Source organism: uncultured Holdemanella sp. (assembly GCF_934772795.1).
Lineage (GTDB): Bacteria > Bacillota_I > Bacilli_A > Erysipelotrichales > Erysipelotrichaceae > Holdemanella.
The window spans coordinates 1-16,036 of record NZ_CAKVMR010000048.1 but is presented as its reverse complement, the minus strand read 5'-3'; the positions used below and the strand labels follow the sequence as shown (position 1 = coordinate 16,036).

The following is a 16,036-nucleotide window of genomic DNA, read 5'->3' as shown; positions in this document are numbered from 1 at the left end:
TCATGACGGTCCTCCGCTAAATCAATAGAATGTAGTGAAGTACCTAGAATTTTAACACCATGTTCTACTAATGAATCGGCTAAGTTGATAGCGGTTTGTCCACCAAATTGAACAATAACACCCAATGGTTTTTCTAAATCAATTACGTGCATTACATCTTCTGTAGTTAATGGTTCAAAGTATAATTTGTCACTAATTGAGAAATCGGTTGATACGGTTTCTGGGTTGTTGTTGATAATGATAGCTTCATAGCCTGCATCTCTTAATGTTTCAACACAGTGTACTGTCGCATAGTCAAACTCAACACCCTGTCCGATACGGATTGGTCCAGAACCTAGAACGATGATCTTTTTACGGTCACTGACTTCAGATTCATTTTCCTGGTCGTAGCTTGAATATAAGTATGGAGTTGCACTGACAAATTCACCCGCACAAGTATCTACTTTCTTATAAACAGGAATAATTCCATTTTCTTTACGCAAATTATATAAGTCGAATTCTTTCATATTCCAGTTACGAGCAATGTAGCTGTCTGAGAATCCGTGTTCTTTTAATGTTCTTAAAACCGCAACATCCTTTGGATTTTCATTCATCAATGTTTCTAAATCAAGAATTCTTTGAATGTGCCATAAGAAGAAACGGTCCATTTTCGTTACATTAATAACAGTTTCTACATCATATCCATTACGCATCCATTGTGTAATCGCAAAGATTCTTTCATCATCACATTTCTTGATTTTTTCTAATAATTCTTCTTGAGATAATTCAGCCAATTCCTTTTTATATAAGTGATCCACTTTCATTTCTAAAGAACGAATTGCCTTTAAGAAAGATTCTTCAAAAGTACGTCCAATGGACATAACTTCACCTGTCGCCTTCATCTGTGTTCCTAAGCGACGATCCGCATTTGGGAATTTGTCGAATGGGAAACGAGCAAATTTACTTACGACATAGTCAACAGTTGGTTCAAAACATGCATAACTGTTTTTAGTAACTGGATTTAAGATTTCATCTAATGTTAATCCTACAGCCAATTTTGCAGAGATTTTTGCGATTGGATATCCTGTTGCTTTACTAGCCAAGGCTGAAGAACGAGATACACGAGGGTTAACTTCGATCACATAATATTTAAAGCTTGTTGGATTTAATGCCAACTGTACGTTGCATCCACCACAAATCTTCAATGCACGAATAATTTTTAATGATGCACTACTCAACATTGCGTTTTCACGGTCTGTTAAAGTTTGTACGGGAGCCACTACAAAGCTATCTCCAGTATGAATTCCAACTGGATCTACGTTTTCCATGCTGCAGACTACGATTGCGTTGTCATTCGCATCACGGATTACTTCGTATTCAATTTCTTTATATCCGGCAATACTTTGTTCAATCAAACATTGGTGTACTGGACTTGCTTTTAATCCCGCTTCACAAATGTCTCTTAATTCTTCTTCATCATCGGCAAAACCACCACCAGTTCCACCAAGTGTATAGGCTGGACGTACTACAACTGGATAGCCTAATGTTTCACAGAATTTAACCGCTTCTTCAACCGTATGAACAATTGTACTTTCTGGTACAGGTTCATTGATGTCCTGCATTAAAGAACGGAACAATTCACGATCTTCTGCACGATTGATAGCTAATAAATCAGTTCCTAGAATTTCTACGCCATATTCATCCAAAATTCCATCTTCGTGTAATTCTACAACTAAGTTTAATCCGGTTTGACCACCTAATGATCCTAAAATAGCATCGGGTCTTTCTTTATAGATGACGCGTTTTGCGAAATCCAAGTTGATTGGTTCAATATAAACACGATCCGCAATTGTTGAATCGGTCATGATTGTTGCTGGGTTTGAGTTAATTAAGATAACTTCATATCCTTCTTCGCGAAGTGATTGACATGCCTGAGATCCTGCATAGTCAAATTCTGCGGCCTGTCCAATTACGATAGGTCCAGATCCGATTACTAAGATTTTTTTAATGTCTGTACGTTTAGGCATTATTGTGATCCCCCTTTTCAATCATTTCTACAAACTTGCCATATAAAGCATCTCCTGCTTGTGGATAGAATTGAATCCCAAATGCTGGATATGTTTTGTGTTCAATTCCTTCACAACTCTTATCATTTAATGCTTGATAAGTCATTTCTAATGATGCAGCTTCTAAACTATCTGTATCCACTGCATAGCCATGGTTTTGATGAGTGATCTTAACTTTATTTGTCGCAATTTCTGTAACCGGAATATTGGATCCGTGGTGACCAAATCCCATTTTAGAAACTGTGGCTCCAGAAGCTAAGGCGATCAATTGATATCCTAATCCAATCCCAAATACAACGGTTTGTTTCATTAATTCTTTAACGACTTCAATCTGGCTAGTCAAATCACAAGGATTGCCTGGCCCGCTTGATAAACAAACTCCATCTGGGTAGAATGACATAATTGTTTCAACGCTTGCGTCGTGTTCAACAACAATTAAGTCTAATCCACATTTCGATAAATCACGTAATGTACTCATTGTTACACCAAAATCCACTACAACAACTTTCTTTCCGCGATTTGGCATAGGATAGATCTTCTTTGTTGAAACAGAAGGTACTTGATCGTTCAATAGTTCTGTATTTTTTAATTCTTCTACAACCTTTTCAATGTCTGCATCGACATTGCATAAAGTTGCCTTCATATTTCCTTTATCTCTTAATTTACGAGTGATTGCACGAGTATCAACACCATAGATTCCTGGAATGTTTGCACGTTTCAAGAAGTGATCTAAACTTTCTTGACTTCTCCAGTTACTTGGTTGTTCGCAATAGTCTTTTACTACAAGACCAAATGCGGCTGGGTCAATGCTTTCATAGTCATCACGGTTAATTCCGTAGTTTCCAATCAATGGATATGTCATCATGATAATTTGCCCGCAATATGCGTTGTCTGTTAAAATTTCCTGATAGCCTGTCATTGATGTATTGAATATTAATTCCCCAATACGGAAGTTATCGCCACCAAAGCTACGCCCTCGATATACACTCCCGTCTTCTAACACTAGTAATCTTTCCATGTTTTATCCTTTCCACACTGTCTTTCCATCTACGATGGTTTCCTTTACTTGCGCATTTACGCTCCATCCATTAAATGGCGTATTTTTACCCATAGATTCAAATGTATCTATGTCGATCAAAGATTCATGTTCTAAATCTACTAAAACCAAATCTGCGTTATAGCCTTCTTTGATTTGTCCTACATTTTCTAAACCAAAACGTTTAGCAGGTGCAGCTGACATCCAATTTACTAATTGAGCTAAAGTCCAACGTTTTTGGCGGTGAACAAACTCTGTATATAGTAAGGCAAATGCGCTTTCTAATGAAACAATCCCAAATGGTGCTTTATCCATAGAACGCTTCTTTTCTTCAGATGTATGTGGTGCATGGTCATTGGCGATGCAGTCCAATGTTCCATTTTCCAAGCCTTCAATCAAAGCCATACGGTCTTCATGACTTCTTAAAGGTGGATTCATTTTCCAGTTTGGTCCAACCACATCTTTATCTTCTAATAATAAGTGGTGTACTGTAACTTCTGCACTTACATTCGAACCTGATTCTTTTGCGTTTTTTAATGCTTCTACACTTTCTTTAGCCGAAATGTGGCAAGCATGATAAGCGTTTCCTATTTCTTTTGTGATTTCTAAATCACGAATCAATTGTGCACTTTCACAAGCGCTTGGAATTCCAAGCCATCCCTTTGATGTCACAACTTCACTGTCATGTACACAAGCCCCTGGTCTGCGATAACTCATATCTTCTGTGTGGGCTACGATCATGCAGTCATTTTCTTTTGCCTTTTCCATGGCTTCTTTCATGATTTCTGGTGTAGCTACCCCAACACCATCATCGCTGAACCAGCGTACACCTAATTCTTTGATACCCTTCATATCCACAACTTCTTTACTTGCTTCTTCTAATGTAATGCAAGCATATGGATATGTATGTACGACAGATTCTTTTTTGATCAATTGTTGATAGTCTTTCATTGTGTCTACATCATCTGGAAAAGGGATGACATTTGGCATCGCAAACACAGAAGTAAATCCTCCATGTGCTGCTGCTAAACTACCTGTATGAATGGTTTCTTTTTCACTGTGTCCTGGCTCTCTGAAATGTACGTGTACATCCACTAATCCTGGAATTACAGTTAAGCCTGAAGCATCAATCACTTCACAGTCTTTTGAGATAGAATCATCAATCTGAATGATCTTTCCTTCGTCAATTAAAATATCTTTCTTTTCGACACGATTGTCAATTAAAACTTGACCATTTTTGATTAAACGCATACTTATTTTTCCTCCTTAAATGGAGCAAAGCCAAATCCACGTTTAATAACGGCCTTTCTAACCAACATACCATTGTGCATTTGTTCAAAAATTCTTGATTTTTCAGCTTCTACCAAATCCGTATCAATTTCAACTCCACGGTTAACAGGAGCTGGATGCATCACGATAGCTTTGTCTTTCATTCTTGCGTAACGCTCTTTTGTAAGACCATATTTTTCTAAGTATTCACTATTTGTCATGCCAGCCATTCCAGAACCTCTTTCTTTCTGGATACGAAGCATCATGACAACGTCTGCCCATTCAATCGCTTCATCAAAGTCAATTGTTGGATAGCCTGGTCTTTCCCATTCTTTTGGTCCGGCAAAACGAACAGTCGATCCTAATTTTTCTAAAGCTTCTTTATCGCTGGCAGCTACTCTTGAATGTAAGATATCTCCACAGATTACAACATTTAAGCCTTCTAGTGTACCAAACTCATTTTGCATAGTTAGTAAGTCTAACAAGCATTGTGTTGGATGATTTCCTGCACCATCTCCAGCGTTTAAAATAGGAATATTGATATTTTCTAATTCTTTGAAATATTCATCTTGAGAATGACGGATCACCACCATGTCATACCCAATAGATTCAAATGTTTTTACTGTATCATAAAGTGTTTCTCCCTTTGTGACACTGGATGCTCCTGCTGCAAAATCAGCAACTTGGCATCCTAATTGGTGCTGTGCACTTTCGAATGAGAAATGTGTTCGAGTTGAAGCCTCAAAAAAAAGATTAGCAACCAATGCTTTCTGCATTGGTAATTGCCAATCTTTAAAGGAACTATTAAAAAGTCTAGCATCATCAAGAATGCTATAGATGTCTTCAACTGACAGATCTCTCATGGATAATAACGAATTTTTGTTCATATAATCCTCCTTGTGACCTTAAAAAAATGGATTCAAAAAGTCCCTTTTCAAATCCAATTTCTCTTTAATATATACTACCATAAATCATGGAATTTTCAATAATAAAATTTTACATCATATGGCTATTTTTTGATTGCGATACACTCAATTTCTATCTTGGCATTCTTAGGTAATGCAGCTACTTCAAAGCAGCTTCGAGCAGGATATATACCATCAAAGTATTTCGCATATTCTTCATTCACTTTCGCAAAATCATTCATGTCATCCAACAATACGGTTGTCTTGACAATATCATCATATGTTAAGTCAGAAGCCTCTAATAATACGCCAATATTTTCAAATGCTTTCCTAGTTTGTTCTACGACATCTTCACTGACTAAATTTCCATTGGTATCTGCACCTAATTGTCCAGATAAGAACACTAGTCCTTCTGTGGCAACACCTGCTGAATATGGTCCTAATGCCTTTGGTGCTTTTGTACTACTAATTTGTTGTTTCATATACACTTCCTCCTAATCTAATAATTCTTTATCGATGATTTGGAAATTGGCTCGATGAATATACAAAGCCTTTCCATCAATCATAAGCTTTGTCATCTTTGGCAAATTATCTGGAATCTTCCAATACACCTTATCTCCAGAATAAGCAGCAATTGGCTGTCCTAATTGAGATTTAATGACTACAATTCTTCCTTTACCAAACATATTCTTATACTTGTTGATAAAACGAGCAACAGACGTATTGTCCGATATTTGTCCATGTGTATTTGAATCAATATCTTCTTGCGTAAAATCCACATCTGGTGTTAAACCTTTTTGTTCAAAAATACAAGTATCTCCACAAGACTCAATCTCTTTTCCATCGACTGTAATCGTAATTACACTCGATAGTTCATAGCCAGAAACAACATGACCATTTTCATCATAAGAAGTAGTCTCTACAGCATTACCTGTAATACTAATTTTATCTCCACTCGTCTCCATGACTTCACTGCCATAATTATCATACGTATATATTGAATATCCATTACCTACTAAATTGCCCTTGATATCATTCAAAGCAGATTGAAACATACTACAACCACTCAATAATATACATAGACATACAACACTTATTCTTTTTATATTCTTATTCATATATCCCCCTTTTAAAGCAATTCAAAATGAATGGCTTAACAATTAACTTTCATCAATAGTCTTTAAATCGACTCTTTACTTACTGAATCCTTTGTCCACCATTGTTTGATACATCTCAATCCTCATATATTTAATGCTCGTTTTAAATTTTCAACAGATATTGAACAAACCTTAGAAATCTCATTGACACTCATTCCATTCTTTATCATAGTTTTGTACAAAAGAACCTGTCCTAGTTCTACCCCCTGTTCAATGCCTCGTTCTATGCCTTGTTCGATTCCTTGTTCGATTCCTTGTTCAACGCCTTTTCTTATTCCTTCAGCTTCCCATTCCTTTGACTTTACTTCTAGCCATCTCTTTTCAGCTTCACACATCTCAATTTCCTCTAATTCTTCTAAATCCAGCCATTCTACATCCGTCAATGTCTTGACCACTTTTAATACACTGCTTTTCACTAGTCCAAAATCATTGACCTTTCCCTGTATAGAATACTAGAATATTCATCTCTTTAACATTATGCACATAAGAAAAGAAGAGATTCTTCTCCTCTTGTCAATTATTTAATACTTGTTTTAGGCTCTCAACAGATATTGAACAAACCTTGGAAATCTCATTGACACTCATTCCATTCTTTATCATAGTCTTGTACAAAAGAACCTGTCCTAGTTCTACACCCTGTTCAATTCCTTGTTCAATGCCTTGTTTGATTCCTAACTCAATTCCTTCAGCTTTCCATTCCTTTGACTTTACTTCCAGCCATCTCTTTTCTGCTTCGCACATCGCAATCTCCTCCTTTTCCTCTAATTCCTTTAAATCCAGCCATTCTACATCTGTCAATGTTTTGACTACTTTTAACACACTGCTTTTCACAAGTCCAAAATCATTGACCTTTCCTTCATAAATAGACTGATCATAAATACTTCGACATATGTAGAATAGATTATACACGTCTTCTTCATTAAAATGAGTCATGAAAAGAAGAGATTTTTCATCTCCTCATATCAATTATTTAATACTTGTTTTAGACTCTCAACAGATATTGAACAAACCTTGGAAATCTCATTGACACTCATTCCATTCTTTATCATAGTCTTGTACAAAAGAACTTGTCCTAATTCGACACCCTGTTCAATTCCTTGCTCAATTCCTTGTTCAATTCCTTGCTCAATTCCTTGTTCAATTCCTTGTTCAATGCCTTTTCTTATTCCTTCAGCTTCCCATTCCTTTGACTTTACTTCCAGCCATCTCTTTTCAGCTTCACACATCTTAATCGCCTCCTTTTCCTCTAATTCTTCTAAATCCAGCCATTCTACATCCGTCAATGTCTTGACCACTTTTAACACACTGCTTTTCACAAGTCCAAAATCATTGACCTTTCCTTCATAAATAGACTGATCATAAATACTTCGACATATGTAGAATAAATTATACACGTCTTCTTCATTAAAATTATATGAAGTATTTCCCGTGATTTCAATCAGATTCATTTTGTATTCATGGAAACAAGATTTAAACCTTTCATCCACCTCTACAAGTTCAGAAAGCTGTCTAGCCGCATTCCAAGGCCTTTCGCCTGTATAAAATACAAGAATGTGCACCATTGGAAGTTTCTCATCTTTCCTATTCTTCTTTAACTTCTTTAACATTCGCTCATAAGCTACAAACTCATATACAGCCGATCTTACAACCATTGAATAATCCACACGACTTTGATTCTCAATAATGAATGCACTATAAAGATTTCCATCATTGTACTTACGAATCACATCCACATGTTTTTCTAAATCCATATTCGCATCATTCATCTCAGAATCAAGTTCTTCACAATTCTCTGGTTTAAGAACTTTTTGACCATCAAAGAAGTATGCATTAAAGAAGTCGACAAAATAGTCATTGTTTTCTAGAAATTCCTTCATTGTTTTATCTTTTGTTTTGTTCATATTGTTTTTCCTCCTATCTCATATACGAAATAAATAGAGGTTTTTCCAAAAAAGATGCACATTTTGATAATTTCACATAATTCAATCCGATTTCACAAGATTTACCAAAGTTATAAGAAAATTATGACAACATGGAATGATATTCTATAAGTGCCTTAAAGATAAGGCAATGAATATAGAAATAAACCAATATTCATATCTCTCTCCTAAAAATAATAATAAACAAAAAGAAACCATTCTAGACGCCAACACTAGAATGGTTTCTTTATTATTCTTGCCAATTAATTTTTCGATAATACAAGAAAAATACAATACTTGAAAGAGTCCATGTAAACGGATAAATCATATATACAAATATAATATTATGGAACATCATATTCAAAGTTGTTAATAAGGTGACTCGCACAAGACACCAACATACAAGCATGACAACCATTGGAACTATAGACTTTCCAACTCCACGAAGCACTGCCGATACGCCATGACTATACGCTAACATAAAGAATAGAATTGTCGCATAATGAGCACGCTGGACCCCATACTCTATTACTTGTGGATTGTCCACAAATAAACGCATTAATGGTGTCGCAAATAAAATAATCAAAATTCCAATAATCTCTGCTAAACTTACCGAACAAACAAGTCCAAAACGAGCTCCTTTTCTAGCCCTTTCATATTCTTTGGCCCCTCTGTTTTGAGAAACAAAAGTCGTTAAGGCCATCATAAAGCTTGTGATTGGCAAAAACGCAAAACCCTCTATTTTTGTATATGTACCAATACCTGCCATTGCCAAGGAGCCAAAGGTATTAATATTGGATTGCACAACTACGTTTGATATGGAAATCAAACTATTTTGAACACCTGTAGGAATGCCCATTTCCAATATTTCTCTACCTACATCACCATGTATGCGAATCTTAGAAAGATAAACCCTATGACTTTCATTTGTCGTAATCAAGAGTCTCAAACAAAGAATAGCACTTAAAAATTGCGATAAAATCGTAGCCAAGGCCGCTCCTTCTACATTCATATGAAGTCCTGCTACAAATACGATGTCTAACACAACATTTACACAACTCGATGCGATCAAAAAATAAAGTGGATGCTTACTATCTCCTACCGACTGCATTATACCTACACAAGAATTGTACAAAACCATCCCTAGAGATCCTAGAAAATAGATTTGTAGATAAGCAGTAGATAAATGAATAACATTCTTTGGTGTTGACATCCATTTCAAAAGAACAGGTGCCAACAAATATCCAAAAATGGTTAAACCAATCCCAAAAATTAATCCATACGCCATAAGTGTATGAATCGCATTTTGCATTCTCTCCTTCTCGTTCGCACCAAAGTAGCGTGCAATGACCACTCCTGCACCTACGGATATTCCTTGAAACAAACTAGTCAACAGAAAGATCAATTCACCACAAGAAGTTACGGCCGCAAGGCTTGAACTGCCCAAATAGTTTCCTACGATTAAGGAGTCGGCTGTGTTATAAAGTTGTTGAAATAAATTGCCTAGAAACACGGGAAACGCAAATAGAAGCATTTGTTTCCAAATTGTTCCTGACGTCATTAACATTTGATTCTTTTTCATGTACATATCATACACTATTAGAGAAAGAAAAAAAGCCCATTTCTGGACTTATTGAGAAATACTCTTGGCATAATCCGTTGGAGAAATACCATACTGCAACTTAAACTTCCTTGAAAAGTAGTGAATGGAAGTAAATCCTAAAATATCCGATATTTCCGAAATAGTCTGATTATGCTCATGAATCATGATTTTAGCCTGATTCAATTTTACATTGGAAATATATTGTTTTGGCGTAATATGAATATTTGACTTAAATAAATTCTGTAGACTCGACCTTGAAATCGAGAACTTCATACATAAATCTTCCACCGTAAACTGTTTATATACATTATTATTGATAAATACCAAGATTTCATTCAACAACGTACTTTCATAGTGTTCCTGCATCGGATTCGCCGTAACAACATCTGACTCTTCAACCTCATCATCAAATTGATATAAAAGAATTAGAATCTGTTTCAAATACAATAAAACGAGTTCTGAATTCAAATGACCATCAGACTGAATGGATTTCATAAATTCAGACAACACTTGATAAATATCTTTACGCGTATGGAACACACGATTTTTTAAATCTCCAGGCAATTTATTATCCATATCAAACGTAATCGTCAAATACGAACAAGTACTCTGACTATCTGTACTTTGTGTATGGAACTGTCCCGGATAATATAAAATTAAATCATATTTAGACAATCTGTAACTATGACCATCTACTGTCGTATCCAAAGTACCATGATCTATATATGTCAATTCATAATAATCATGTGACTCACCAGGAAATGTATAATTCGATTTACGAACCTGGTAAAAACATGTAAAGATCTCTTTTAAATTCATTTTTGAAACCAAAGGCTGATACGAATATGGCGTTTCCATCATCTTCTGATTCATTCCATGACTCGAATAATGAATTTGAAGCACACTCTCCCTAGAGATAGAAACATAATTAAAATAAATATCCGGTTTTAAACGAACAACGCGGTGAATAACATACTCCTCAAATTTTTTACCATCTTTACTCACCACTAACATGATAATTCCACTACGCGTATCCAAATACACTGGATCGCTGGAATAATAAAATGAATCAAACGTCTTATTTGTGATTTTAAAATCATTTTCAACATAATCAACCAAATGCCCCGCATTATGATTTACAGAATAAAATACATCCCCGAACTTCTGGAATGAGTAATTCGTAGTTCTTTTTTGCATATAAGTAAATCTCCTAAGTTTTATGTTCTTATTATTTTTTGTTCTTTTTAGTTATGAAAGTTTTTTATCTACTAAAAAGTATAAACCCAAATAGTTTATTCGTAAAGTATTTTTCTGTAAACAAAAACGCCTTACTTATCATAAATTAGGATAAATAAAGCGTATTTTATTATCTCATTTTTTCAATTAAAGGAACAATCACACTATCAATTATTCTGCAATTTGTCGTTCTTTCATCCGCATAATAGTATTCTTTAAATTCATCTAGTGACAGACTCACTATTGTGACCAAAGACATTTCTCGATTATCTCTTTTCCATATTTCATATTCATATACATCTAAATCTCGTTTATTTAGAAGAACATTATATTCTGTATCATTCATACAAAAGCGAAAACAATCCAAGAAAAACACACTCATTTGCGATTCATCTACTGATATATACATAGTTTCCATACCTCACTCTTGTATTATATCACTTCCCAAAATTTCACAAAATGTTTTGATTAAATTAACGAATGATAAGAATATAGTATAAGTGTGCTTGAGAGAAGCACATCTACAATATTCAAAGGGCCCTATTACAGCAAGGGCAAGAAAAATTCTGTTTGTTACAGCCACTCAGAATTTAAGATTCATGGTCTCCTAAGAATTGACGGGAGACCCTTTTTTTATTATTATTTTTGTATGTCAAACCTAACTAAACTTGCCTTAGAGCAATCCCTAAAAAGATTCTTATTAAAAAAACCATTAGATAAAATTACCATCAAAGATCTTACAGATGATATTGGCATTTCAAGAATGTCTTTTTACTATCACTTCAAAGATATTTATGACCTTGTCGAATGGTCTTGTATTTATGATGCCACAAATGCACTCAAAGGAAACAAAACATATGATACTTGGCAAGAAGGTCTCACATCCATTTTTGAAGCCGTTCTTCAAAACAAACCATTCATATTAAATGTGTATCACACTACAACACAAGACAGTATTGAAAGATTTTTATTCACAACCGTACACGACCTGATCTTAGGGGTTGTTAGAGAAAAAGCGCAAGGCACCAACATTTCAGAAGAACAAATCCAATTCATTGCGAATTTCTATAAATACAGTTTTGTAGGCATTATGCTTGATTGGATTCAAAAAGGTATGTATGAAGACTACCATGAAATCGTCTATAATATGACCAATACTTTGCATGGTTCCATCGCAAATTCAATTTCAAACTTTACAAATGAAGCAAAATGATAAAAAAATTATCATCTTGCTTTTTTTGTTTATGGTTTTTAATTTTCTCCTCCATTATCATGTAGCCATAAAGAAAAAGGAGGACATGTATATGTCAAAAAATAATGTAAAATTAGGCATTGCAGGCCTTACTGCTGCAGCTACAGGTGCTGCTTTATTTACTGCAAAAAAAGTGAGCGATAAAAAGAAAGAAGAAGAGAAGAAAGTTACAAGTGAATATCGCAATACGGAAAGAGGAAAATACGAAAAGAACTCTAAAGGTATTTACTACACAAACGGAAACTATGAAGCATTCGCACGCCCAGAAAAAACAGCTGGCGTAGATAATAAGAATGCGTATATCGTAGGTAGTGGACTTGCTGCATTAGCTGCTGCTTGCTTCTTAGTTCGTGATGGACAAATGCCAGGCAAAAACATCCACATCCTAGAAGCCATGGACATTGCCGGAGGTGCATGTGACGGAATCTATGATCCAACTCGTGGATATGTCATGAGAGGTGGTCGTGAAATGGAAAACCACTTCGAATGTTTATGGGATTTATTCAGAAGCATTCCTTCACTAGAAGTTGAAGGCGCAAGTGTATTAGACGAATACTATTGGTTAAACAAACATGATCCTAACTACTCATTGTGTCGTGCAACAATCAACCAAGGAAAAGATGCACACACAGACGGTAAGTTTGACTTAAGTACAAAGGGTGCTATGGAAATCATGAAATTATTCATGACACCAGACGAAGACTTATACGATAAAACAATCGAAGATGTATTTGATGAAGAAGTATTCGATTCAACATTCTGGATGTATTGGAGAAGTATGTTTGCGTTTGAAAACTGGCACTCAGCCTTAGAAATGAAATTATACTTCCAAAGATTCATTCACCACATTTCAGGACTTCCTGATTTCAGTGCATTGAAATTCACAAGATACAACCAATATGAATCATTGATTCTTCCTATGCAGAAATATCTAGAAGCACATGGTGTAGACTTCCAATTCAATACAGAAGTCACAAATGTAGAATTTGAATTTGTAGGTGACAAAAAAGTTGCGAAGACAATCGAATGCAAAGTCAACGGAACTGAAACCGGCATTGTATTAACAGAAAACGATTTAGTATTCGTGACAAACGGAAGCTGTACAGAAGGAACGATCTATGGTGATCAAGACCACGCGCCTAATGGAGATGCTGAAGTCAGAACAAGTGGTTGCTGGAGCTTATGGAAAAACATTGCGAAACAAGATCCAAGTTTTGGTCACCCAGAAAAATTCTGTTCTGATATTTCTAAGACAAATTGGGAATCTGCCACAGTCACAACATTAGATGACAAGATCATTCCTTATATCACAAATATTTGTAAGCGTGATCCTCGCAGTGGAAAAACCGTTACTGGAGGTATTGTCACTTGTAGAGATTCAAGTTGGCTATTAAGTTGGACAATCAACCGTCAAGGCCAATTCAAGAACCAAGATCCAGATAAAGTATGCGTTTGGGTATATGGACTATTCACAGATGTTGATGGTGACTACATTAAAAAGCCAATGAGAGAATGTACAGGTAAAGAAATCACAGAAGAATGGCTATATCACTTGGGAGTTCCAACGGATCAAATTGAAGAATTGGCTACAAATTCAGCACGATGCGTACCTACAATGATGCCATACATCACTGCCTTCTTCATGCCAAGAACTAAAGGTGATCGTCCAGACGTAATTCCTGATGGATGTGTAAACTTCGCCTTCTTAGGACAATTTGCTGATACACCAAGAGACACAGTCTTCACAACTGAATATTCAGTACGTACCGCAATGGAAGCTGTATACGGACTTTTAGGTGTAGATCGTGGTGTTCCAGAAGTCTGGGGCAGTGTATACGATGTTCGTGAACTATTGGATTCAAGCGTTAAACTAATGGATGGTAAATCTCCACTTGAAATCAACCTTGGACCTTTAAATGTATTCAAAAAACCAGTTCTTAAAGCTATCAAGGGTACTGTCATTGAAAAACTATTAAAAGATCACGATGTGATTAAAAGCGATATGAAATACTAGATATGAAAAGGAAGAAAGTTATCAATACTTTCTTCCCTTTTTGTTTATAGATCCAACCAAATTTTAAGTCCCGTTGTATCCGCTCTACCCGATACGAAGGTTACCTCTACATTATGATATTTTTCACACTCTTTACGAATGTCCTTTACTTGGCCTTCTAATACAACTTCATTTTTTTGATTATATAATATTATTTTTGTCTCTGGATAAAACAGCTTCATACATTCATGAAAATTCATATAATAATAAACCCCAAGAAAAAGAGAGTAGATTAACTACTCTGCTAATTTCTTTTCAATGTCTTCAATTTCTTGTTCAAGTTGTTTGATAAAATCTTCTTTATCTTCTACTTGATCCTGCAAGTCAGCTACTGTAGCTTCACTTACCAAACCAGTCATATCATCCTGAAGACGTTTAATTTGACGTTTTTGGTTTGCGATTTGTTCTTCTTTACGAGAAATGATTTCTGACATGTGTTCACGCCAGTTTGCACGACGCTTTTCACTAGCTGATTTTAAACCAGCGAAGTATTCGTCCATAACCCCTCTGAACTCATTCCAGATTTCGTCTTCTTTATCTTTTCCACAGAAACCAATTGATTTCCATTTATTAGACAATTCTTTCATCATTGCCGTTTGTTCACGAGTATATTCCTGTAAACCAGCAATCGATTTAGCTTCCTTCACTAAAGCTTGTTTTTCTGCATATTTTTCATCATGTTCAACATGCAATTTTTCATAGAATTCATTACGTTTCGCATAGAACTTTTGACGAGCCTCATTAAACGCATTCCATAAATCATCATCAAATTCACGACCTGCATTTCCAGCTGCTTTCCATGCATCCATCAATTCTTTATATTTAGCACTTGTTTTTTGCCATTCTTCAGAATCCTGTAAAGCTCTCGCTTTTTCAATCAAGTCTTCCTTTACCTTTTTCGCATTTTCAAACTGAACCGCTCTATTTTCCCAGTTAGCATGTTTACGATCATAGAACTTCTGACGAGCTGCATTGAAACGTTCCCACAATTCATCATCCGTTTTCTTTCCGGCATTTCCAGAAGCTTTCCATTCATCCATTAAAGAAGTCATTTTTTCAGTAGCCTTCTTAAAATCATCTGATAAAGAAGTTTTTTCAGCTTCCTTAATCAAAGCTTCCTTAGCTTCTACAACCTTTTGAGCCAATGCCTTTTGTTTCTCATAAACCTTTTCAACATTTGCCTCAAATTCTTCTCTTAACTTTTCTTCTGCCAAAGACTCACCAAATCCAGTCTTTCTCCATTTTTTCTTTAAATCATTCACAAAGCGAACAGCTTCGTTGAAATCTTCAATTTCGTCAACTTTTTTTGATTCTTCGACAAGAGCCTGTTTTTGGTCAATACCGGCTTCCATATCTTCAAATTCTTCGTAAAATTCTTTTTCCATACATCTACTCAGCTTTCTAATCATCCGATTACTTATGATTATAACATATAATGAAAAAAGTATAAAAAAAAACTGCATATGCAGTTTAAATTTTACAAATGGTGGAGCGTATCGGGATCGAACCGATGACCCCCTGCGTGCAAGGCAGGTGCTCTCCCAGCTGAGCTAACACCCCA

At 35.5% G+C, this 16,036-nt stretch carries 16 protein-coding genes and 1 tRNA gene; 2 read left to right on the top strand and 15 right to left on the bottom strand.

Annotated features, from left to right (window positions below):
* The 12 genes from carB to Q0F04_RS08745 form a co-directional block, all read right to left on the bottom strand.
* The coding region (gene carB / locus Q0F04_RS08800; RefSeq protein ID WP_295752450.1) for a carbamoyl-phosphate synthase (glutamine-hydrolyzing) large subunit at positions 1–2,006 on the bottom strand (2,006 nt) is incomplete at its 3' end.
* Positions 1,999–3,063 (bottom strand): glutamine-hydrolyzing carbamoyl-phosphate synthase small subunit, encoded by a 1,065-nt coding sequence (gene carA / locus Q0F04_RS08795; RefSeq protein WP_295752447.1) that lies wholly within the window; start codon positions 3,061–3,063, stop codon positions 1,999–2,001. The genes carB and carA, both read right to left, overlap by 8 nt.
* Before the next feature lie 3 nt (positions 3,064–3,066).
* Positions 3,067–4,332, bottom strand: coding sequence for a dihydroorotase (locus tag Q0F04_RS08790; protein WP_295564347.1), 1,266 nt, complete (start codon positions 4,330–4,332; stop codon positions 3,067–3,069).
* A gap of 2 nt (positions 4,333–4,334) precedes the next feature.
* Entirely contained in the window at positions 4,335–5,237 is a 903-nt protein-coding gene (locus Q0F04_RS08785) for an aspartate carbamoyltransferase catalytic subunit (protein WP_117572093.1), read from the bottom strand.
* A gap of 122 nt (positions 5,238–5,359) precedes the next feature.
* Complete coding sequence (locus Q0F04_RS08780; RefSeq protein ID WP_117572094.1) at positions 5,360–5,737, bottom strand: RidA family protein; 378 nt, start codon at positions 5,735–5,737, stop codon at positions 5,360–5,362.
* Between the two features lie 12 nt (positions 5,738–5,749).
* Complete coding sequence (locus tag Q0F04_RS08775; RefSeq protein WP_117572095.1) at positions 5,750–6,373, bottom strand: DUF5052 family protein; 624 nt, start codon at positions 6,371–6,373, stop codon at positions 5,750–5,752.
* A gap of 122 nt (positions 6,374–6,495) precedes the next feature.
* Complete coding sequence (locus Q0F04_RS08770) at positions 6,496–6,828, bottom strand: hypothetical protein (RefSeq protein WP_295752444.1); 333 nt, start codon at positions 6,826–6,828, stop codon at positions 6,496–6,498.
* A gap of 97 nt (positions 6,829–6,925) precedes the next feature.
* Positions 6,926–7,345 (bottom strand): hypothetical protein, encoded by a 420-nt coding sequence (locus Q0F04_RS08765; protein ID WP_295752442.1) that lies wholly within the window; start codon positions 7,343–7,345, stop codon positions 6,926–6,928.
* A 29-nt stretch (positions 7,346–7,374) separates the two neighbouring features.
* On the bottom strand, positions 7,375–8,313 hold the full coding sequence (locus tag Q0F04_RS08760; RefSeq protein ID WP_295752439.1) for an Rpn family recombination-promoting nuclease/putative transposase: 939 nt from the start codon (positions 8,311–8,313) through the stop codon (positions 7,375–7,377).
* A 268-nt stretch (positions 8,314–8,581) separates the two neighbouring features.
* Positions 8,582–9,931 carry an MATE family efflux transporter gene (locus Q0F04_RS08755; RefSeq protein ID WP_295752451.1) on the bottom strand — a complete coding sequence of 450 codons (1,350 nt, stop codon included), beginning with the start codon at positions 9,929–9,931 and terminating at the stop codon, positions 8,582–8,584.
* 30 nt (positions 9,932–9,961) lie between these two features.
* Entirely contained in the window at positions 9,962–11,131 is a 1,170-nt protein-coding gene (locus Q0F04_RS08750; protein ID WP_295564499.1) for an AraC family transcriptional regulator, read from the bottom strand.
* A gap of 169 nt (positions 11,132–11,300) precedes the next feature.
* On the bottom strand, positions 11,301–11,579 hold the full coding sequence (locus Q0F04_RS08745) for a hypothetical protein (protein WP_295752437.1): 279 nt from the start codon (positions 11,577–11,579) through the stop codon (positions 11,301–11,303).
* Positions 11,580–11,819: 240 nt separating this feature from the next.
* On the opposite strand from Q0F04_RS08745, the gene Q0F04_RS08740 reads away from it, so the two are divergent.
* Together Q0F04_RS08740 and Q0F04_RS08735 are read left to right on the top strand one after the other, a co-directional pair.
* Positions 11,820–12,383: a TetR-like C-terminal domain-containing protein gene (locus tag Q0F04_RS08740; RefSeq protein WP_295752434.1), complete on the top strand. Its 564-nt coding sequence runs from the start codon at positions 11,820–11,822 to the stop codon at positions 12,381–12,383.
* A 91-nt stretch (positions 12,384–12,474) separates the two neighbouring features.
* Complete coding sequence (locus Q0F04_RS08735) at positions 12,475–14,436, top strand: oleate hydratase (RefSeq protein ID WP_295752432.1); 1,962 nt, start codon at positions 12,475–12,477, stop codon at positions 14,434–14,436.
* 44 nt (positions 14,437–14,480) lie between these two features.
* On the opposite strand, the gene Q0F04_RS08730 is transcribed toward Q0F04_RS08735, so the two are convergent.
* From Q0F04_RS08730 to Q0F04_RS08720, 3 genes are all read right to left on the bottom strand, one after another.
* Positions 14,481–14,657, bottom strand: coding sequence for a hypothetical protein (locus tag Q0F04_RS08730; RefSeq protein ID WP_295563717.1), 177 nt, complete (start codon positions 14,655–14,657; stop codon positions 14,481–14,483).
* A gap of 54 nt (positions 14,658–14,711) precedes the next feature.
* On the bottom strand, positions 14,712–15,860 hold the full coding sequence (locus tag Q0F04_RS08725; protein WP_295752430.1) for a DUF349 domain-containing protein: 1,149 nt from the start codon (positions 15,858–15,860) through the stop codon (positions 14,712–14,714).
* Positions 15,861–15,959: 99 nt separating this feature from the next.
* Positions 15,960–16,035 (bottom strand) — tRNA-Ala (locus tag Q0F04_RS08720).
* Position 16,036 lies beyond the last annotated feature (1 nt).